Here is a 19,944-nt window from a genome sequence, read left to right as displayed (position 1 = left end):
CGTTTTTTCAGTCACAGTGGCATCATTTCGTCACTTACGTCACACTAGTCACATGTCTCGACGTGCCCCACGCTCTCGAAACGTGCTTCGGATGACCCGCATCCTCGCCGTGTTCGCCACCGTTCTCGCGGTATCGATCGGCTCGGCGATGCCGGCGTCCGCCGCACCGGCCGCCGCGGCGCAGGCGGGGGTGAGCACGCTCTCGATGGCGCGGAGCGCGGGAGACGCGACGTCCGCCGGCCTGCTGAAGACATCCCTCGTCGGCTTCAACCCTGGCAACATCATCAGCGATGCGGTGTTCACGAACAAGGGCACGATGACCGAGGCGCAGATCCAGGCCTTCTTCGATTCGAAGGTCAAGAAGTGCGTCGTCGGAAACGATGAGAAGGGCAAGCCGATCGTCTGCCTGAAAGACTTCAGGATCACATCGGTCGATCGCCCGGCGGATTCCTATTGCAGCGGTTACGAGGGGGCGGCGAACGAGAGCGCCGCCCGCATCATCTACAAGACCGCGCAGGCCTGCGGCATCAATCCGCAGGTCCTCATCGTCATGCTCCAGAAGGAGCAGGGCCTGGTGACGCACACCTGGCCGAGTGGATGGCGGTACAACGCGGCGCTCGGACAGGGGTGCCCCGACACAGCCCCCTGCGATCCCAGCTTCGTCGGATTCTTCCACCAGATCTACGGCGCGGCACGGCAGATGCAGATCTACATGGAGGGCAAGCACTTCACCTGGTACGCGCCGGGCAAGACCTGGGGCATCCTCTACAACCCGAAGGCCTCGTGCGGGCGGGGGAACGTCTATGTCGCGAACAAGGCGACGTCCGCGCTCTACTACTACACGCCCTACCAGCCCAACGCCGCGGCGCTCCGCGCCGGCTACGGCGAGGGGGACAGCTGCTCGGCCTACGGCAACCGCAACTTCTACAACTACTTCACCGACTGGTTCGGATCGACCCAGAAGCCGGCGAGCATCTGCGGTGTCCCGGGGGACGTGCGCTCCGCGCAGCTGCAGTACGTGACGACGACAGGACTCAACGCGCGGAAGTCGCCGGCCACGGCGTGCGACGATGACGTCTTCACTCTGTCGGCGGGAACCATCCTGCAGGCGCGGCGCGTGACGGCGGACGGCGACTGGATCGAAGTGCTCACCCTGGAGGGGCCGCGCTGGGTTTCGCGCGAGTTCCTCCGCACCGCCGATGCCGAGGAGGCGGAGTGCACTCTGCCTCCCGGCACCTCCGGTGCCGAGCGCCAGTACGTCGTTCTCAGCAGCACGGCGGCGAAGCTCGCACCGTGGGCGGCGTGCGATCTGCGTTCGAGCACGTTGGGTGTGGGGACGGTGGTGCAGGCGACGCGGGTGTCCTCGTCGGGGAAGTGGTTGGAGGTGCAGACCTCCTCCGGACCGCGGTGGGTGGAGCGCAGTGCGGTCGGGTATGCGACGTCTGCGGATGTGGATGCGGTGTGCGTGGATCCGGCGGCGACGTCGGGGGCCTCGGGTGAGTATGTGGTGCGCACGTCGCAGATGGCGTGGGTGTCTCCGTTGGCGAAGTGCGGTGCGGGGCAGCAGTTGGGTGTGGGGACGGTGCTTCAGGCGACGCGGTTGTCGTATTCCGGCGACTGGCTGGAGGTGCAGACGCAGTCCGGGCTCCGGTGGGTGGCGCGCAGCGGTGTCGAGGCGGCGACGTCCGCGGATGTCGATGCGGCGTGCGTGGATCCTGCGGGGACGTCGACGGCGACGGACCGGTATGTGGTGCGTACGAGTGGCCTGGCGTGGGTGTCGCCGTTGGCGAAGTGTGGCACGGGCGCGAAGAACGTCGGTGTGGGGACGGTGCTCCAGGCGACGCGGTTGTCGTCGTCGGGGAAGTGGCTGGAGGTCCGCACGAGCGCCGGCACCGGGTGGGTTGCGCGGGATTCGGTGGCGATGTGCGCGGATCCGGCTGGCACGAAGAAGGCGTCCAAGCAGTATGTGGTGCAGGAGTCGACGCAGGCTCTCGTGTCGCCGCTCGCGGAGTGCGGCACGGCTGCTGCGCATTGGGGGGCCGGCACCGCTCCGAGCACGTTGGGTGTGGGGACGGTGGTGCAGGCGACGCGGGTGTCCTCGTCGGGGAAGTGGTTGGAGGTGCAGACCTCCTCCGGACCGCGGTGGGTGGAGCGCAGTGCGGTCGGGTATGCGACGTCTGCGGATGTGGATGCGGTGTGCGTGGATCCGGCGGCGACGTCGGGGGCCTCGGGTGAGTATGTGGTGCGCACGTCGCAGATGGCGTGGGTGTCTCCGTTGGCGAAGTGCGGTGCGGGGCAGCAGTTGGGTGTGGGGACGGTGCTTCAGGCGACGCGGTTGTCGTATTCCGGCGACTGGCTGGAGGTGCAGACGCAGTCCGGGCTCCGGTGGGTGGCGCGCAGCGGTGTCGAGGCGGCGACGTCCGCGGATGTCGATGCGGCGTGCGTGGATCCTGCGGGGACGTCGACGGCGACGGACCGGTATGTGGTGCGTACGAGTGGCCTGGCGTGGGTGTCGCCGTTGGCGAAGTGTGGCACGGGCGCGAAGAACGTCGGTGTGGGGACGGTGCTCCAGGCGACGCGGTTGTCGTCGTCGGGGAAGTGGCTGGAGGTCCGCACGAGCGCCGGCACCGGGTGGGTTGCGCGGGATTCGGTGGCGATGTGCGCGGATCCGGCTGGCACGAAGAAGGCGTCCAAGCAGTATGTGGTGCAGGAGTCGACGCAGGCTCTCGTGTCGCCGCTCGCGGAGTGCGGCACGGCTGCTGCGCATTGGGGGGCCGGCACCGCTCCGAGCACGTTGGGTGTGGGGACGGTGGTGCAGGCGACGCGGGTGTCCTCGTCGGGGAAGTGGTTGGAGGTGCAGACCTCCTCCGGACCGCGGTGGGTCCTCAAGGAGGATGTGCGCGAGCGATGACCCGAGGGACGGTGGGACCTCCAGCGGTCCTGAGGGTCTCACGCACCCGTCGCTGAGATAATGGCACGATGACCTGGTTCGACGCCCTTCCGGCGATTCTGTTCGCCTGCGTCGTCGTCATCGGACCCGGACTGGTGGCGACCGCTCCGCTGCCGCTGGGAGCTCTCGCCAGGACTGCGGTCTCGGGCCTCGTCGGCGTCTGCCTCACGGGCCTGGCCGCCACCGTGTTCGGAGCCCTCGGGATGCCCTTGAGCCTGTGGCAGGTCGCCGTACCGTCCGCCCTCGGGCTCGGAGTCTCCATGCTGCTGCGGCGTCGCATGCCGCGGATCGAGCGCCGCATCGACAGAGGAACGGGGTGGCTCGCGATCCTCTGGATCCTGTCATCCGTCGCGTCCGCCGTCGTGGCCTTCGTCCGCGTGCCCTCGCCTGAGCGCATCTCGCAGACCTACGACAACGTCTTCCATCTCTCGGCCGCCTCGGCGATCATGGAGGGCTTCTCCGCCTCTCCGTTCACGCTCCGTTCGCTCATCGAGACCGACGGCGGCGTCATCTCGTACTATCCGTCGGCCTGGCACTCGTTCGCGGCTCTGACGGCGCAGACCGTCGGCGTTCCGGTGCCGGTGGCCTTCAACGCGGTCTGGATCGCCGTGATCTCGGTGCTCTGGCTGCCCGGCATCGCCTGGCTCGTGCGGCTCCTGGTCCCGGGGCGGATCGCGCCCCTCGTGGCGATGCCGCTGGGGGTGTCCTTCGGATGGTTTCCGTACAGCCTGCTCACCTGGGGCACCATCTATCCGACGGCGCTCGCGCACGCGCTGCTGCCCGCCGCGACCGGACTGGGCATCCTTGCCGCGAAGGCGCTCATCCCGAAGGATGCTCTCCTGCCGCGGAGGGGAGCGACCCGGAGAGGGCGGTGGACCATCGCGGCTGCGGGAGTGCTCGTGGCCGGCGGCGCGCTCGCGTTCAGCCACCCTCGGGTCCTGCCGACGTGGGCGCTCATCCTGGCGCCGTACGTGCTCTGGCGGCTGGGCGCCGCGTATCGGACGGCGCGCCGGGAGGGCGGTCCTGTCGCACGGCGTGCCCGAGTCATCCTGTGGGGCACGAGCGGTGCGCTCGTGGTCGTCGCGGTCGCGGCGCTCGGATACGCCGTGATCGGCCTCGGGCTCTTCGACGAGCCGCTCTCGGATCGCCTGAACGGCCCGCAGGCCAGGGCGAGGCAGACCCTCGGGGATGCGATCGCGCAGGTGCTCACGATGCAGGTCAGGATGGGCGCCGAGGGCATCGTCACCGGCATCGCGCCCCTGCTCGCGATCATGACGCTCGTCGGCGTCGTCGTGGCTCTGCGCCGCCCGGATCTGCGCTGGCTGGTCGTCTCCTACCTCGTCTTCGGCGCTCTGTACGTCCTGGCCACAGGGTCCGATGACGACCTGACCAAACTGCTGACGGGAATCTGGTACAAGGACGGCTATCGCCTCGCTGCGACCCTGCCGGTCCTGGCGGTTCCGCTCGCCGCGCTCGGCGTCGTCACGGTCCCATGGCTGTTCCGGGTCCGCAGCGGCTCCCTCGTCGCCGGGCTCGCCGCGGCGCTCGGCATCGGCACTGCGGTCACGGCGATGAGCTCGCTCGCCGTGACCGGCGTGAGCGAGGCGACGGGCTTCGTATTCCGCCAGCCGCCGAGCGCGGCGGATCGGGAGATCGTCTCCGCGAAGCAGATCGCCTTCTTCGAGGACGTGGTTCCGGACATCGTCCCCGCCGACCAGCTCCTGCTCGGGGACCCGTGGGACGGGTCGGCCCTGAGCTGGATGTACGCCCACCGCGAGCCGGTCTTCCCGCACGTCAACGGGCTGTGGGATCGCAGCCGACGTGTGCTCGCCTGGAATCTCGCGCGGATCGAGAGCGACCCGGAGGTCTGCGAGGCGCTCGACGACCTGCGAGTGCGGTATGTGATCTACAACCCGCATGCCTTCGCGGGAGGAGATCCGGCAGGGAACCACTTCCCGGCTCCGCATGCCGCCGTCGAGGCGGGCCTGTTCGAACCGGTCGCGACCGACGGCGAATCCACCCTCTATCGCATCGATCAGTGCGGGCCGTTGGACTGATCCCGATCCTCGGCGGGTGAATTCAGACGCAGCTTGTCGACCCAGTACTCGTTCGATGTCATCGTCGCGTACCCCTGTCGCCATTCCTCGCGCATCTTCGGGTAGAGCCGCCGCAGACGCAGAGTGTTCCTCAGCAGCCGCATGCTCTCGGCCCGGAAGCGCCGCCCGTCGCGGCGGACGACGTACGCCGCGGTTCCATCGGCGTTCAGGTACGTGATCTCCTTGGCGCCGTACGTCTTGCGGTAGTCCTCGCGATAGGGTGCGGACAGGGTCAGTCTCGAGCCGATGCGGCCGCCGAGGGGAAGCAGGTGCCCGTTCAGGGTCGCGAGCCAGAGCGCGCGCAACGGACGCGGATACTTGCCGAGCCTCTGTCGCGGCGCTGTCGGGATGGGCTGCCAGGCCTCGGTCGTGGTCAGAGCCTTGAGGTCGGCCCGACGCTGGGCCATGTCGGCGTGCTCGTCGAAGAACGCCGGTCCCCTCATGACGTCCTCGAGTGCGAGATTGACCGCGGACAGCGTGTCGTAATGGAAGCGCAGCACGTTCCGCAGATAGAAGCTGCGCACCATCGCCTGCAGCTCCCGCCAGCTCCGGTCCTTGGCGGAACCGTCCAGATGGTGGGCGAGATGACTGCGGAAGTCGAGATACCAGGTCAAGGGCGATGCCTTGTCCGTGAAGCTCTCCTGGATCGATGCGACGCCGGGCAGGGTGACGATGGCGAAGTCGTTGGACAGCGAGAAGCTGACATCGTCGCCCCGGACGAAGAAGGGGAAGGGCAGGTGCTTCATCTGAGCGACCGGGAAGGCGAAGAACCACCATCCGCCGTAGAGGTCGTCGGGAGCAGAGTCCGTGGTCTCGTACTCCATCTTGAAGACGTGTTTGCGCCTGCGCAGATCCAGGCCGCCGTACAACGGCTTGCAGCCGAGATCGAACAGCGCGCCGTTCTCCCAGACCTGCCACCGGTAGGCCGCATTGATCATGCCGCCGGCGACGGCGGTGCGCGGATCGAGCGCGTAGGCGAGGAACCACCATGTCCGGCTGAGCGCCTCCATCTGAATGGAGGCGTCGTCATCCATGAACAGGCAGTGCGACGCGCCTGTCTCCTCGGCCATGAGCAGACCGCGCGTGAATCCGCCCGCACCGCCGAGGTTCTCGTTCTGGATGACGACGACGCCGTCGCCGTCATCGACCGTCACCGTCCCGCCGTTGTCGACGATCACCATGCGGATATGATCGCGCAGCTCGGAGGTCGCGCGGAAGCGGCGGAAGCGCTCCACCGTCGCCGCGACCTCCGCCTCGCGGCGGAAGGTCGTGATCGAGAGCATCAGATCCGGCGTGTTCCGCGGCGGCGCCGTCGTCGCCCACGCGAAATCATCCAGTCGTGCGTGGTCGAGGGCCGTCAAGGAGAAGAACAGCACGGCATCGGTGTGCGCGAGATCCTCGGGGCGGACCGGCTGACGGAAGGAGCCGTCCAGAGCGACGGTCTCGCTGAAGACCTGACGGGTGGACTGATCCGGGCCGGCTGCATATATCGACAGCACGAAGCGGCCGCTTCCGCTGAGCTGCAGCTGCAGGGGCAGCTCTCCGCAGTGCTTGCGCCACTTGCCGAGGTTGAACAGGTTGTAGTACGTGCTCGTGGTGATCCGGCCGCCAGGACCGAAATCGGCCCCCGCCTGCGTCAACGACAGTCCGACAGGTCCGAACAGGTCGAAATGCGGCGCCACCTCGGTGGAGATCCCGGACTGCGGCCAGATGGCCGTCTGCAATGGCGAAACCGCAGTGGACGGCATCGAGCCATCCTCCATCTCTCTTGCCTCCCTAGGCCCCGCCGTGCTCGCGACCGTATCCGTCGCGGGCAGAGTGGTGGTCTTCGTCCTCGACTCCGTCACCTGGCGTCAGCCCTTGCGATGACGCATCAGCACGTCGTCCATATCGGTTCGCTTCGAGCGCGGCACCAGGACCTTCTCGTCGTAGTGGCCGACCGCGACGAACGAGATGAACACCTCGTGGTCCGGGATGTCGATGATCTTGCGGATCGCGTTCTCCTTCTCGGTGCCCATCGCGGTGTTGAGCGAGCAGGAGCCCAGTCCCACCTGCGTCAGGCCGAGCAGGAGCGACATCATGAAGAGGCCGCCGTCGACGAAGGGCTGGTTGCGCTCGGGAGCGAAGAGGAACGCATCCAGATCGGCCGTGACCAGCAGGAGCCGAGGAGGCATCTTGTAGCCGCTGAAACCGCCCTGGATGTCGAGCACGGACTTGATGATCTGAGGGTCGTCGAACTGGTGCACGCGCGCACCCTGCCGGTTGCACACCGAGGGCGCCTGCATCGCGATCTGCACGGCGCGGGCGATATCCTCGTCGCTGACGGGCTCGCGCGTGAACTCGCGCACGCTGCGCCGTCCGTACATCACGTCGATGAAGCTGCGCTCGGCCTCCGTCTCGCGGGTGATCTCGCGGAGCTGATCGGCGGGCAGCACGCCGCCCTCGTGGTGGGTGCAGTTGTCGATGATCCCCTGAGAAACGGGGCTGAAGAGGTTCCGGAACTCGGACACGTCCTTCTTCAGGGCCGCGTGCCGCTCGAAGTAGGTCTTCATCACCGCGGCCGAGCTCTGCAGGAAGCTGTCGTCGGTGCTGCGCCCCGCGGCCAGCCAGGCGTTCATCTCCTTGGCGAGTCCTGGGACGGCGATCTTTCCGAATCCGGCGCGGAAGTCGCTGCGGCTCAGGCCCTTCTCGATCGCGTGGGCGTGGAAGATCATGCGCGCCCTGGCGCCGGAGACGCCCTCCGGCGAGCGAGCGTGCGCGTGCGAGCGCGACTGACGCTCGTAGTCCTTGAGCGCGAGCGTCCTCGCCACCCCGCCGAAGCCTCCCGCGGGCGCGCCGCCGGCCGACCCCGCGGGAGCGGCGGCCCCGGCGGCGAACTCCTCCAGATGGATGCTGCGCACGTCGGCTCCGCCGTTCCACCCGGCGAAATGCACGGCGCCCAGCATGAACTGGCTGAGACCGGACTCGGGCGCGCGGAAGATGATCGTGTCGGTCCGTGCCCCGCTGGCCTTCTTCGGCAGATCCACCTTGCCGACGACGCGGAACTTGCCGGTCTTGGGGTCGCGGAAATGGATGTTGACGGACGACGCCTTCGTCCGCGGCGTCCATTCGATCCTCATCTGGTAGGTCGCACCCTTGGTCAGCGGCTGCGGCAGGTCGGTCCAGACGAGATTCCCGAGGACGGCGCCGCCGCGCCCCAGCGTCACCCGCATGCCGGTCGGCTTCCGCGAGAGCTTCCAGCCGCCGGTGACCTTCAGCCGGGTGCCGCGCGAGCTCCGCGAGATGCTCCAGGCGTCGGTGCCGGCCGTGAATTCGGGGTTGCGGAGCGTGAAGCTCTGAGGGCCGCGCGGGGCCGCGGAGCTCTTCCGCTCCTCCGGGGGCAGAGCGGCAGAGGCCTTCTTCGCGGGGTCCAGCGCCGCTTCGAGCCACTCCATGGAGGAGGCGCGGCCGGATTCGATGTACTCCCTGGCCTTGGTGAAGTCGATCTCGCGCGTGACGTTCGGGTTCTCGGCGATCGCCTCCGCGGTGTCGATCTCGAAGACGCGGCGGCTCTCGCCCAGGCCCAGCGAGGCCAGCAGGTTCTTGAAGCGATCGGCGCCGCGCTTCCCGTTGTAGATCGAGGAGAAGGGCTTCTCGAAGATCACGGAGAAGGCGGAGCCGTGGAAGCTGTCGGTGAGGACATAGCTCGAGTCGCGGTAGCCGCGCAGGAAGTTCTCGGGGGAGTCCTCGGCCATGATCTCGGCGCGGGGCTCGTCCGCGAACAGCGAGGCGGCCAGTTCCCGTCCCTTGTCCGGGTTGGGGATCACGAGGATCTTCTTGAAGCCCAGCTTGTCGGCGATCGCCTGTGCGACGGCCTTCTTCCCCGGGGTGGGGTCGAGGAAGAAGACGGCCATGTACTCGCCCTCGGGGGCGATGGTGGCCGTGGATGCCAGTTCGCCGTACTGCTCCTTGGAGACGAGGAACGCCGGATCCACCACGAGCGAGGCCTTCGCGCCGAAGATGTCGCGTGCGGTGTCGATCGCGTATCCCTCGCGCACGGAGATCGCCTTGAACCGCTGCAGATTCGCGGCGTGCTTCTCGATGAACGGCGGCTTGAACTTCTCCGTGCCGCGGTTGCCGAAGGAGGTGCCGTAGGCGACCCGGTCGTTCTCGGGCTTCACGAAGTCGAGGAAGAGGTCGTCGTTCACGCGGCCGATGAGCGGATTCCACAGCTGGTCGCTGCCGACGACGAAGGTGTGCGCGACGTCGTTGAGACCGGGAAGGTCGGAGTAGTGCAACTGCTCCGTGTACTCGTAGCCGACGCGCCGGGCGAACTCCATCGAGAGGATGTCGTCGGGCCAGGCCACCCGGTAGCCGTTGTAGCCGAGGGGCTCGTGCACCATCAGGATCGAGTGCCCGAGGCTGTCGACCGCCCTGTTGAGGCCATAGTAGGTCAGGATCGATCCGTAGTTCTTCCCGTACCACCATCCGAGGATGGCGACATCGTACGTCTTCTTCGGAAGGGTCATCTAGATGTGTCCTTGTCTGCAGGCGGAGGCTGTGAGAAGTCTGTCGCGTCGGCGGAACCGCCTGGGCGATGGCCGACCGCGGTCGGAGTACGACAGCCGAGTCTAGCCCAGCCACGGCTGGAAAAGCCCTGCGACGCGGGTGCCGGACGGCGGTCCGCGAACCGGCCTCCGCTCGCGCCGGATCGAGGGCGAGAACTCGCCGCACGCCTGGATCACCTGCACAGGAAACGACGGCGCGGGATGACAGAATGGTGCATATGGACACTGATCTTCTCGTCGTCGGCTCCGGATTCTTCGGTCTGACGATCGCCGAGCGGGCCGCAGCCGCGGGCCGCAAGGTGACCGTCATCGATCGTCGCCGGCACATCGGCGGCAACGCGTACAGCGAGAACGACGCCGAGACGGGCATCGAGATCCACCGCTACGGCGCGCACCTGTTCCACACGTCCAATCCGACGGTGTGGGAGTACGTCAACCGCTTCACGTCCTTCACGAACTACGTGCACCGCGTGTACTCGACGCACAGGGGTCAGGTCTACGCGCTGCCGGTGAACCTGCACACCATCAATCAGTTCTTCGCCGCCGCCCACACGCCCGACGAGGCGCGTGCGCTCGTCAAGGAGCAGGCGGGCGAGTTCGACGTCAAGACGGCGGCGAACTTCGAGGAGAAGGGCATCGCCCTCGTGGGGCGTCCGCTGTTCGAGGCCTTCTTCGCCCACTACACGGCAAAGCAGTGGCAGACCTCGCCCGAGAAGCTCTCCGGCGACATCATCAGCCGCCTGCCCGTGCGCTACAACTACGACAACCGCTACTTCAACGACACGTGGGAGGGACTGCCGACCGACGGCTACACCGCGTGGATCGAGCGGATGGCCGATCACGCGAACATCGAGGTCAAGCTCGACGTCGACTTCTTCGACGAGTCGCAGCCCTTCAACAAGAAGGCGGCCGTCGGTCAGCTGCCCGTGGTGTACACCGGCCCCGTCGATCGCTACTTCGGCTACGCGGAGGGCGCGCTCAGCTGGCGGACGCTCGACTTCGAGCAGGAGGTGCTGAACGTCGGAGACTTCCAGGGGACCTCGGTGATGAACTATCCGGACGCGGACGTGCCCTACACCCGCATCCACGAGTTCAAGCACTTCCACCCGGAGCGCAAGGACGTCTACCCGACGGACAAGACCGTCATCATGCGCGAGTATTCGCGCTTCGCGACCAGGGACGACGAGCCCTACTATCCGGTGAACTCGACCGACGACCGCTCGGGGCTGCTCGCCTACCGCGAGCTGCAGAAGGATGAGGATCAGGTGTTCTTCGGAGGACGCCTGGGCACGTACCAGTACCTCGACATGCACATGGCCATCGGCTCCGCGCTGTCGATGTGGAACAACCAGCTCAGCTGAGGATCGCATGTTCGACACCATCGGCGCACCCGGCTCGACGCGGCGCAACCTCCATTCGCTGTGGGTGCTCTCGGCGCGCGATCTGCGTGTCCGCTACGCCACCAGTTGGCTGGGCTACCTGTGGAGCGTGCTCGATCCGCTCGTGATGAGCCTGATCTACTGGTTCGTCTTCACCCAGATCTTCCACCGCACCGTCGGCGCCGATCCGTACATCGTCTTCCTCATCGCCGCGCTGCTGCCGTGGGTGTGGTTCAATGCCGCGGTGAGCGACTTCACGCGCGCCTTCCAGCGCGACTCGAAGCTCGTCCGGTCGACGGCGATCCCGCGCGTCATCTGGATCGGGCGGATCATCCTGTCCAAAGGCATCGAGTTCCTTTTCGCGCTGCCCGTGCTCGTGCTCTTCGCCGTCGTCAGCGGTGCACACGTGACCTGGGGGATCCTCTGGTTCCCGGTGGCGGTCATCGTGCAGACCGTCCTGCTCACCGGCCTCGGGCTCATCCTGGCGCCGCTGTGCGTGATCTTCGACGATCTGGAGCGGACGACGAAGCTCGTGCTCCGTGCGCTCTTCTATGCGACGCCGATCATCTACAGCGCCAGCAACCTGCCGGAGGGCTTCGCCTGGCTGCCGCTGGTCAATCCGCTCGACGGCATCTTCTCGATGTACCGGGCGGCGTTCTTCGACAGCCAGTGGAACACCGCATCCGTCGTCGCGAGCGTCGTGTGGAGCCTTGTGCTGCTCGTCATCGGCGTGTTCGTCTTCCGCCGCCTCGAGCGCGCCGTGCTGAAGGAGCTGTGATGGGCGAGCAAGCGATCGAAGTCGACGGTCTCGGAGTGCGCTTCCGTCGCAACAGGCGCGGGCGCCGCTCGATCAAGGCCATGTTCGCGAGTGCGTCCCGGCGCACCCCGAAGGGGGAGTTCTGGGCGCTCCGGGACATCTCCTTCGACGTGAAGCCGGGGGAGTCCATCGGCGTCGTCGGCCGCAACGGTCAGGGGAAGTCCACGCTGCTGAAGCTCGTCGCCGGCGTGCTGCTGCCCGACGAGGGGAGCGTGAAGGTGCACGGCGGGGTCGCCCCGCTCATCGAGATCACCGGTGGCTTCGTCGGAGATCTCACCGTGCGGGAGAACGTCCGCCTCACGGCCGGCCTGCACGGCATGAGCAAGGCCGAGGTCGCGAAGCGCTACGACGGGATCATCGCGTTCGCGGAGCTCGAGGACTTCCAGGACGCCCCCTACAAGCATCTGTCCAACGGCATGAAGGTGCGTCTGGCGTTCTCCGTGGTCTCGCAGCTCGACGAGCCGATCCTCATCGTGGACGAGGTCCTGGCCGTCGGGGACAAGAGCTTCCGGGAGAAGTGCTATCGACGCATCGAGGAGATGCTCGCCGACGGGCGCACGCTCTTCTTCGTCAGCCACAACGAGCGCGACCTGAAGCGATTCTGCACACGGGGGCTGTACATCCGCGAGCATCGTCTCGTGATGGACGACGGCATCGATCGGGTGCTCGAGATGTACAACGCGGACATCGCCGCCGGCCGCTGAGCCGACCGGCTGATCCTCCCCGGGGCGTTCGTGCGCGCCGGGCAGAGCGAGGCCGACGCCGGCCTGCATCTGACACTATGGTGGGAAGCGTGGGCGTCGCAGCACCCGATCGGACGCCCGCCTCGGCTCTCACGGAATGGCGGAAACCGATTGCGATCTCTGCGTGAAATGGGACGATCACTGCTGCGCGGGCGACCGGCGCCGGCGTCCCCTCCGCCGATCATCTACCTGGTATCCCCTGCGGGACACCCGAACTACGGCGACGAGCTGATCACCCGTGCATGGCTGGACGTGCTGACCGAGCTGCGGCCGGACGCGGAGGTCTGGCTCGACTGCCCGCATCCCGGTCGTGCGTCGCATCTCTTCCGTCGCACGCATCCGCACCTGCACGTCACGAGCACGCTCTGGGAGCTGGCCCGCTCCCGCACGCTGCATGACCCGATCGAGGACGCGGAGCGCATCGCTCGGCACATCCGCGACCTCGGCACACCGCGCATCGACCCCGGCCTGTTCGCGCTGCGCGGCGTCACGAGCGTCCACCTGCTCGGAGGCGGACACTTCACCGACCTCCGGCCGGACGATCTCGGCGTCATCACCGCCGTGGCAGAGCTGAGGCGCGAGTTCGGCGTCCCCGCATGGGCGACCGGCCTGGGGGTGCAGCCGCTGAGCGCCGAGCGATCCGGCTGGGTGAGCGAGCAGCTCTCGGCGTTCGATCTCGTGGAGGGGCGCGACCGCGCCAGCGCGGAGGCGATCGGAGGCGAGCTCGGCGTCGATGACGCGTTCCTCGTGCTCGCCGGCTCACGGCCCGTCTACGACGAGCGGCCGGGGGCGGACAGCGTCGTGCTCGTGCAGGGCGACGAGCGGAGCTGGTCGGACGGCGACGCGATCCGGACGATCGAGGGCTTCCTCGCATATGCGCCGGACAGCGAGGCGGCCTTCGTCGAGGCGGTCCCGCCGGACGACGCCCGCTACATCGCCGACGCGCGCCCCGACGCCCGACTGTACTCCTTCGGCAACATCTGGTTCGACGGCCTGCCCGCCCGCGCGGGGCAGCGGTGGCTCACCACCCGGTTCCACGGGCACCTGCTCGCGGCGGCGGCCGGCGCGGCGGGGACGGTGATGGTCGGGGCGCCTGGCGACGACCGCGGACACGCCTCGCTGCTCGAGCTCGGCACGGGCTGGAGCGTGGCCGCCGCAGGCTCCGTCGCCGAGCCGACGGTCGATCCCGACTTCCCGGCACGTGCACGTGAGCATGCAGCCGACAAACGACGTCTGGCCGAACAGCTCTACCCGCCCGTCGACCAGCCGTCCGACTAGGCGCTCGTCCGGGCTATCAGCCGGCCGACGAGGGGATCGGGCGTCAGCTCCCGAGTCCTGCGTTCGCACGGACTTCGTTCAACGCCGAGCGGGCGGCGTCGAGTCGATCCTGGGGATCCGCACCCTCGTCATAGGCGCGGCGGAGGGCGTCCAGTCTCGCGGCATACTTCTGGAGCGCATCGCTCCACTGCTCGGAGACGGACTCCGGCGCGGACGCCTCCGCAAGAGCGGCCGCGTCGTTCTGCAGAGAGTCGACGATCTCGGCGCCGATATCCGTGTTCTGCGTCACGAGCTCCAGGCCGCGCACCGCGTCGTCCAGGCGCGGCCGCACCTGCTCCCGGAAGGTCTCGATGTCCGGATCGGGCGCCGGAGGCGGAGTCGGCTCGGAGGTCGGAGTGGGCGTGGGAGTGGGCGTCGGGGTCGGAGCGGCCGATGCGGACGGGGTGAGCGACGGCGAGGGCGATGCCGTCGGCTCCGGCTTGAAGCTCCCGGGGAGCACGACGAGCAGGAAGACGGTCACCAGCGCGACGGCGACCGCGCCGATGCCGACGAGGAGCCAGACCTTCCCGCGCCTGTTCCTTTCCGGCGGGAAGTACCAGACGACCTCGGGCTGTCGTTCGTCGCTCATCACGCCTCCAGTGCGGGCATCGGCTGCCAGGTGCGGTCGCGTCCGAGGCGTCCGCCCTCCCGGAGCCCCCGGAACAGATTGCTCGTGCCGCGCACGGTGCGCTCGACGAAGACGAGGCGGATGAGCTCCTTGAAGAACGTGGCCGTCGTGCCCAGGCCGAACAGCACGGGATTGTAGACCCCGTGCACGCGGTAGTACTGCTTGATGAAGGCGCGGTTGCGCATGATGTAGAAGCGGTAGGCGTTGCTGGACGCGTTGAGGTGCCGCAGCCCGAAGTCCCACTGCCGGATCTCCCTGGTGCGGCGCAGCACGAAGTCGTCGACGATCACGGACGTCGTCCGCCGGGAGGCCAGCCAGCCGTACATCTGGTCGTCCCAGTAGATGAAGAACCGCGGATCGGGGAGGCCGATCTCCTTGACGATCGAGCGGTGGATGAACATGCCCTCGAAGCATCCGCTGTTCATCCGCTTGAACCCCGACGCGTCGAAGCCCGCAGGCGCGAAGGGGATCGGGATCCCCATCCGCTCGGCGATCCGGTACTGCCAGTAGAACTCGCTGCCGTCGTAGTCGTAGCGGCGGCCCTGGATGCTCTTGAACCGGGCGCTCCATCTGCCCATCAGGGCGAGGCCGTCCTGGATGACCTCGACGTCGTCGTCCATCATCCAGATCCACTCCGAGCCCAGTTCGTAGGCCGTGCGCATCCCCTCGCTGAATCCGCCGGAGCCGCCGGTGTTCTCCTCGAGCCGGCGATAGACGATCTCCGTGCCGATCGATGTCCGGAACGACTCCACGACCTCGGTCGTGTCGTCGGAGGACGCGTTGTCGATGATCACGACACGACCGGGCTTCGGGTCCATCGCGGCGATGCTCGTGAGCAGCCCTGTCAGCAGATGCGAACGGTTGAAGGTGACGATGACGATCGTCGCCGAAGCGGGGTCGAACGCGTTCTGTGGGGCAGTGGTCACGGGGAGATCTCCGGGGTCTGGTGCGGGGAGCGGAGCCGATTCAGCGGACGCGTCGGCGCACGGATCAGCCTACCTTCTCGCCCTTGCCGTTCCCTGGAGGAGCGGCGGAGCCGTCCGCCTCATCCCTGCGGGGGCAGCGTCGGGATGACGCCGGTGCTGGCCGCGTCGATGTTCTCCCGCCAGGACCGGGACTGGCCCGCTCGCAACGCGCAGAGCACGAGCATGAACCAGCCGACTCCGACGAGCATGAAGCTCTCGAACATGGAGTCGATCGCGAGCGTCACGAGGATCAACGGGGTCCACGCGTACACGACCGACCGCCGAGCGCTCGCGACCAGCCAGGACCGCACGAGTGCGACGCCCCCCAGCAGCAGGAAGAGGATGAGCCCGGCGATCCCGAGCTGCAGCAGCACGTCGAAGTAGGCGTTCAGCGCGGACGCGTGCTGCTGATCGAGCAGGAAGTTCAGCGAGGAGAACGGTCTCTGATCCTGCCGCCATCCGCCGAACCAGCCCCAGCCCTGGATCGGCCTGACGGCGACGAAGTCGAGCAGCATGTTCCACAGGTCCGCGCGCATCGAGAAGTCCGAGCCCGCTCCCATCCAGCGGATGATCGGATGCCGGAAGACGAAGGCGAAGGCCAGTGCGACGGCGACGAGCGCCGCGAGGCTCCACTGCACGAAACCGCGCCGTTCGGGGCGGGTATGACGCACGATGGTCAGCGCGGCAGTCACGACGCCGACGCCCGCGGCGAGTACGAGCACGGTCGGCGACGCGGACAGCAGCGCCAGGAACGCGGCCAGCGCGATCGACGGCACGGCGATCTGCGCGGTGACCGACTGCGCGCGCCACTCGATCACGAAGGTGATCAACGCGAGGACGGCGACGAAGCCCAGCATGTTGCGGGTGCCGAAGATGCCCTGGATCGGGCCGCCGGTGGCGAGGTCGCCCGCGATGCCGAGGAAGGCGATGGGCATGTCCAGCAGGATGCCGGAGAGGATCTCGAGCCCGAGCGAGACCGAGAGCAGCACCCGCAGCGAATCTCCGATCGCTCGCACGGTCTGCAGCGTGTCCCTGATGTGCCCGATCGTGATCGCCAGCACGCCGTAGCCGGCGAGCGAGATCCAGCTCATCAGGCTGTCGCTGTGGTCGGTGCTCCACAGCACGCTGACCAGCGCCAGGGCGAGGAACACCAGCAGCGACGTCGGGGCGAGCCGCAGCAGGGACAGCTCCGCGCGGCGGACGAACAGGATCGCGATGCCGATGCCGCACAGCACGAGGATGATGGTGGCGAGCGTGACGGAGGAGCTCATCCGCTCGATCGCGAAGGAGGAGAACACGGCGCACAGCGCGGTGACCGTGAACGCCCTGGCGGTCTCCACGGAGCCGAGCAGCCGGGCCAGGGCGCGCCGGGCCGTCATGGCACTCGCCGCGGACGCCGGCCGACCTCCGTGACGCGCGCCCGCTCGCTGAGCCCGACGCCCACGAGGGGCACGGACTTCACCTTGAACGACAGCAGGACGAGCAGCAGCCAGCCCCACAGCATGATCGGCGTCGACTCGGTGAGCCCCTGCACGAGCAGCACGACCGTGAACAGCAGCGGCAGCAGCGTCAGGGGGGAGTAGGGGCGGTCGGCGCGCAGATCCCAGCGAGGGCGGTCGACGGCGAAGAACCACGAGCGCCAGAGCAGGCTCAGATAGGCCACCCCGATGAGCACGACGCCGACGACGCCGAGCTGGAAGAGCACGTCGATCCACATGTTGTGCGCGTGGAAGACCGTGATGCCGTGATCCTCGATCCAGCCGGCGAACGCGGGATCGGTCGGGACCCACGGGCTGGAGAACCCGAGACCGACCACGGGACTCGTCGCCGCTCTGGCGAGCACGGCCGCCCAGATCGTGTCGCTGCGCCCGGTGAGATCGGCCGTGCGCCCGAGCGCTTCGAAGATCGGACGGTACAGCACCAGGGCTGCCGCTCCGGCCGCGACCACGGCGATGCCGCCGACCAGGTAGATCCTGCGGCGGGCCGAAGGCGTGGTGGAGCGCCGGACCAGCAGCGCGATGACGAGGACGGCGGCGGCCGCTGCGGCGCACACATATGCCGTCGCCGAGGAGGCGCGGACCAGGAAGTAGGCGGCGAGCAGCATCCACAGCGCCAGCGTCGTGCGCCAGCGCGCCCTGGCGGCGAACCGGACGCCGAAGGCGATGATCGCGAAGAGGGCGATGAACGCCAGCAGGTTCGCGTTGCCGACGATGCCCTGCAGGCGGCCTCCGTCGAAGAGGTTGGCGCGCACCCAGTACCACTGCGGGTCGATGTCCCCTTCGGGCAGGGTGACGAAGTTCGGCAGGATCGGTCCGCGCACGACGAGCGCCGCCCACAGCTCGATGGCCACCGACAGGCCGAGGATCCACTTGAACGCCGAGGCCAGGGCCCGCACGATCTCCTGCCAGCTCAACGCGTACGCGATGAACAGGGCGTTGACCGTCACCGCGGCGAGCAGGATCCAGGTGAGCAGCGTCGGAAGGCGCCAGTGCGACCACGCGATCGAGATCAGCGCGAACGCCGCGTATCCGAGCGCGACCCAGGGGAGCCTGCGCCACGGGAACGCGTCAGGATGCGAGCGTGCCAGCATCGGGACGCCGATGCCCGCGGTCGCCAGCGTCAGCACCGCCATCGCGATCCCCGCTCCCCGCTCCCCGACGAGGTTGTACACGGCGGCGTGCGCGAAGGCGACGATCAGCACGAGCACGATGTATCCGCGCAGCAGGAGGTGCCCCGTCGACTCGCGCTCTGGCGCGGCGGGCGGGGCGGTCACCGGATGCTTCGTGTGCTGCGCCATCGCGTTCAGGCTATCGCGACCCGTCCCGGCATCCGCTGCGCCGCGACGGACGCTCTACGCTGGGGGCATGCTGCTGAGCCTTTCCAACGTCCCTCGCGACTACGCCTGGGGCTCTCCGACCCTCATCGCCGAGCTGGAGGGCCGCGCTCCCTCCGGCGCCCCCGAAGCCGAGGTCTGGTTCGGCGATCACCCCGGCGACCCGGCGGACATCGTCGGGGGGACGACCCTGGATGCCATCACCGGCGGCACGCTGCCGTACCTGCTGAAGATCCTCGCAGCTGCACAGCCGCTGTCCATCCAGGTGCACCCCACGCTCGCGCAGGCGAAGGAGGGATGGGCCAGGGAGGCGGCTCTCCCGGACGACGATCCGAACCGGAACTATCGCGACGACAATCACAAGCCCGAGCTCATCGTGGCCCTCAGCGAGCGCTTCGAGGCGCTCGGCGGCCTGCGTCCCGTCGACGCCACCCTCCGGCTGCTGGATGCCTTCCCGCACGCTCCTGGCGTCGTGGCGCTGCGCTCGCGGCTGACCGGCGACGGCGACGTGCTCGGCGGCACGATCGCCTGGCTGCTCTCCGGCGATGCGAAGAGCGAGGTCGACGATGTGATCGGCGCGCTCGCCGAGGCCTCGGCGACGGAGTTCGACGCGGCGATCCGCGCCATCCGGGCCGTCGCCGAGCGCAGCCCCGGCGATCCGGGCGTCGTCGTCGCGCTGCTCATGAACCACATCGTGCTCGCGCGCGGGGAGGGCGTCTTCCTGCGCGCAGGACTCCTGCACGCGTACCTCTCCGGTCTCGGAGTCGAGATCATGGCGGCCAGCGACAACGTCCTGCGCGGCGGCCTCACCCCCAAGCACATCGACGTCGCCGAGCTCCTCTCCGTCCTCGACACGACCCCGGGGGAGGTGCCGGTGCTGCGTCCCCGCGCCGAGGACGGCGTCGTCGCGTACCCCGTCGACGTCCCCGACTTCTCCCTGCGCCGTATCGCGTGGGAGGGCGGAACGCGGCGGATCCCGGTGGACGGCCCCGCCATCGCGCTGGTGACCGCGGGGGAGGTGGCCGTCGGGGGAGCGGCTGCCGAGGCGCAGAGGGTCCCCGTCGGCGGGGCCGTGTTCGCGACCGCTGATGAGGGCGAGCTGACTTTCACCGGCGCGGGCGAGGTCTTCATCGCGCAGCCGGGCGCGGTGTCCTGAGGAACGCCGGCCGGCCGCCCGCGGAGTGCGACACGCCGAAGCGACGTCAATGAACCTTAAAGGGATGCTTGAGGGTTTACGATCTGCGACTTGACCACAGCGAATGACACGGGTGTAATTAGGGGAGCAAGGCCCGGCGGGGGGCAGTACACAGGGCAAAGGGAGGGCGACATGACGGGTTACCGTTCGGACGTTCCCGAGAATTGGTTCGTCGATCCGGTCAATCTCGGAGTGCCAGGGGTCCGCAGAGTCGAGAACGACGAGGACAACGCGCTCTCCTGGCAGACGGATGCGCTGTGCGCGCAGACCGACCCCGAGGCGTTCTTCCCGGAGAAGGGCGGCTCGACGCGCGATGCGAAGCGCATCTGCACCTCGTGCGACGTGCGGGGCGAATGCCTCGAGTACGCGCTCAACAACGACGAGCGCTTCGGCATCTGGGGCGGCCTCAGCGAGCGCGAGCGACGCAAGCTCAAGCGCCGCGCCGGCTGATCCGGCGCGGACGGCTTCGCAGGC

At 68.3% G+C, this 19,944-nt stretch carries 14 protein-coding genes; 8 read left to right on the top strand and 6 right to left on the bottom strand.

Going from position 1 to position 19,944, the window contains the following annotated elements; genetic code table 11:
• The first annotated feature begins 91 nt into the window (after nucleotides 1-91).
• Together ACYVGQ_RS15480 and ACYVGQ_RS15475 are read left to right on the top strand one after the other, a co-directional pair.
• Complete coding sequence (locus tag ACYVGQ_RS15480) at nucleotides 92-2,911, top strand: hypothetical protein (RefSeq protein WP_460785568.1); 2,820 nt, start codon at nucleotides 92-94, stop codon at nucleotides 2,909-2,911.
• A gap of 68 nt (nucleotides 2,912-2,979) precedes the next feature.
• Nucleotides 2,980-5,007, top strand: coding sequence for a DUF6541 family protein (locus tag ACYVGQ_RS15475; protein WP_460785567.1), 2,028 nt, complete (start codon nucleotides 2,980-2,982; stop codon nucleotides 5,005-5,007).
• Here ACYVGQ_RS15475 and ACYVGQ_RS15470 read toward each other — a convergent pair.
• Nucleotides 4,986-6,794 (bottom strand): glycosyltransferase family protein, encoded by a 1,809-nt coding sequence (locus ACYVGQ_RS15470; RefSeq protein WP_460785566.1) that lies wholly within the window; start codon nucleotides 6,792-6,794, stop codon nucleotides 4,986-4,988. The two genes, ACYVGQ_RS15475 and ACYVGQ_RS15470, sit on opposite strands and share 22 nt — an antisense overlap.
• A gap of 105 nt (nucleotides 6,795-6,899) precedes the next feature.
• The gene (locus tag ACYVGQ_RS15465) at nucleotides 6,900-9,554 is read right to left on the bottom strand and encodes a polysaccharide pyruvyl transferase family protein (protein ID WP_460785565.1); all 2,655 of its coding nucleotides are present in this window, start codon (nucleotides 9,552-9,554) and stop codon (nucleotides 6,900-6,902) included.
• A gap of 257 nt (nucleotides 9,555-9,811) precedes the next feature.
• Here ACYVGQ_RS15465 and glf point away from each other — a divergent pair, with 257 nt between their 5' ends.
• The 4 genes from glf (at nucleotide 9,812) to ACYVGQ_RS15445 (ending at nucleotide 13,810) form a co-directional block, all read left to right on the top strand.
• Nucleotides 9,812-10,954, top strand: coding sequence for a UDP-galactopyranose mutase (gene glf / locus ACYVGQ_RS15460; protein WP_460785564.1), 1,143 nt, complete (start codon nucleotides 9,812-9,814; stop codon nucleotides 10,952-10,954).
• A 7-nt stretch (nucleotides 10,955-10,961) separates the two neighbouring features.
• Nucleotides 10,962-11,750 (top strand): ABC transporter permease, encoded by a 789-nt coding sequence (locus ACYVGQ_RS15455; RefSeq protein ID WP_460785563.1) that lies wholly within the window; start codon nucleotides 10,962-10,964, stop codon nucleotides 11,748-11,750.
• Nucleotides 11,750-12,493, top strand: coding sequence for an ABC transporter ATP-binding protein (locus ACYVGQ_RS15450; RefSeq protein ID WP_460785562.1), 744 nt, complete (start codon nucleotides 11,750-11,752; stop codon nucleotides 12,491-12,493). Before ACYVGQ_RS15455 ends, ACYVGQ_RS15450 begins: the two co-directional genes overlap by 1 nt.
• Before the next feature lie 168 nt (nucleotides 12,494-12,661).
• Nucleotides 12,662-13,810, top strand: coding sequence for a polysaccharide pyruvyl transferase family protein (locus tag ACYVGQ_RS15445; RefSeq protein ID WP_460785561.1), 1,149 nt, complete (start codon nucleotides 12,662-12,664; stop codon nucleotides 13,808-13,810).
• A 43-nt stretch (nucleotides 13,811-13,853) separates the two neighbouring features.
• On the opposite strand, the gene ACYVGQ_RS15440 is transcribed toward ACYVGQ_RS15445, so the two are convergent.
• The 4 genes from ACYVGQ_RS15440 to ACYVGQ_RS15425 form a co-directional block, all read right to left on the bottom strand.
• Nucleotides 13,854-14,438, bottom strand: a complete 585-nt coding sequence (locus tag ACYVGQ_RS15440) for a hypothetical protein (RefSeq protein ID WP_460785560.1) — start codon at nucleotides 14,436-14,438, stop codon at nucleotides 13,854-13,856.
• On the bottom strand, nucleotides 14,438-15,403 hold the full coding sequence (locus ACYVGQ_RS15435) for a glycosyltransferase (protein WP_460785559.1): 966 nt from the start codon (nucleotides 15,401-15,403) through the stop codon (nucleotides 14,438-14,440). The genes ACYVGQ_RS15440 and ACYVGQ_RS15435 overlap by 1 nt, the downstream gene beginning before the upstream one ends.
• A gap of 119 nt (nucleotides 15,404-15,522) precedes the next feature.
• Nucleotides 15,523-16,821 (bottom strand): O-antigen ligase family protein, encoded by a 1,299-nt coding sequence (locus tag ACYVGQ_RS15430; RefSeq protein ID WP_460785558.1) that lies wholly within the window; start codon nucleotides 16,819-16,821, stop codon nucleotides 15,523-15,525.
• Nucleotides 16,818-18,239: an O-antigen ligase family protein gene (locus ACYVGQ_RS15425; protein ID WP_460785557.1), complete on the bottom strand. Its 1,422-nt coding sequence runs from the start codon at nucleotides 18,237-18,239 to the stop codon at nucleotides 16,818-16,820. Before ACYVGQ_RS15425 ends, ACYVGQ_RS15430 begins: the two co-directional genes overlap by 4 nt.
• 67 nt (nucleotides 18,240-18,306) lie before the next feature.
• Here ACYVGQ_RS15425 and manA point away from each other — a divergent pair, with 67 nt between their 5' ends.
• Together manA and ACYVGQ_RS15415 are read left to right on the top strand one after the other, a co-directional pair.
• Nucleotides 18,307-19,431 (top strand): mannose-6-phosphate isomerase, class I, encoded by a 1,125-nt coding sequence (manA, locus tag ACYVGQ_RS15420; RefSeq protein WP_460785556.1) that lies wholly within the window; start codon nucleotides 18,307-18,309, stop codon nucleotides 19,429-19,431.
• 171 nt (nucleotides 19,432-19,602) lie between these two features.
• Nucleotides 19,603-19,920: a WhiB family transcriptional regulator gene (locus ACYVGQ_RS15415; protein ID WP_460785555.1), complete on the top strand. Its 318-nt coding sequence runs from the start codon at nucleotides 19,603-19,605 to the stop codon at nucleotides 19,918-19,920.
• Nucleotides 19,921-19,944: the final 24 nt, after the last annotated feature.

The sequence above is a fragment of the Microbacterium tumbae genome, assembly GCF_054780175.1.
The sequence above is the reverse complement of the archived record's forward strand: the minus strand, read 5'-3'. Positions and strand labels throughout refer to the sequence as shown.

Bases quoted from the DNA above. Each gene is read 5' to 3' on its own strand.
- ACYVGQ_RS15415 (WP_460785555.1), top strand. From the start codon at position 19,603: ATGACGGGTTACCGTTCGGACGTTCCCGAGAATTGGTTCGTCGATCCG.
- ACYVGQ_RS15430 (WP_460785558.1), bottom strand. From the start codon at position 16,821: ATGACGGCCCGGCGCGCCCTGGCCCGGCTGCTCGGCTCCGTGGAGACC.
- ACYVGQ_RS15425 (WP_460785557.1), bottom strand. From the start codon at position 18,239: ATGGCGCAGCACACGAAGCATCCGGTGACCGCCCCGCCCGCCGCGCCA.
- ACYVGQ_RS15450 (WP_460785562.1), top strand. From the start codon at position 11,750: ATGGGCGAGCAAGCGATCGAAGTCGACGGTCTCGGAGTGCGCTTCCGT.
- ACYVGQ_RS15475 (WP_460785567.1), top strand. From the start codon at position 2,980: ATGACCTGGTTCGACGCCCTTCCGGCGATTCTGTTCGCCTGCGTCGTC.
- ACYVGQ_RS15455 (WP_460785563.1), top strand. From the start codon at position 10,962: ATGTTCGACACCATCGGCGCACCCGGCTCGACGCGGCGCAACCTCCAT.
- ACYVGQ_RS15445 (WP_460785561.1), top strand. From the start codon at position 12,662: ATGGGACGATCACTGCTGCGCGGGCGACCGGCGCCGGCGTCCCCTCCG.
- manA (WP_460785556.1), top strand. From the start codon at position 18,307: ATGCTGCTGAGCCTTTCCAACGTCCCTCGCGACTACGCCTGGGGCTCT.
- ACYVGQ_RS15480 (WP_460785568.1), top strand. From the start codon at position 92: ATGACCCGCATCCTCGCCGTGTTCGCCACCGTTCTCGCGGTATCGATC.
- ACYVGQ_RS15465 (WP_460785565.1), bottom strand. From the start codon at position 9,554: ATGACCCTTCCGAAGAAGACGTACGATGTCGCCATCCTCGGATGGTGG.
- ACYVGQ_RS15440 (WP_460785560.1), bottom strand. From the start codon at position 14,438: ATGAGCGACGAACGACAGCCCGAGGTCGTCTGGTACTTCCCGCCGGAA.
- glf (WP_460785564.1), top strand. From the start codon at position 9,812: ATGGACACTGATCTTCTCGTCGTCGGCTCCGGATTCTTCGGTCTGACG.
- ACYVGQ_RS15470 (WP_460785566.1), bottom strand. From the start codon at position 6,794: ATGCCGTCCACTGCGGTTTCGCCATTGCAGACGGCCATCTGGCCGCAG.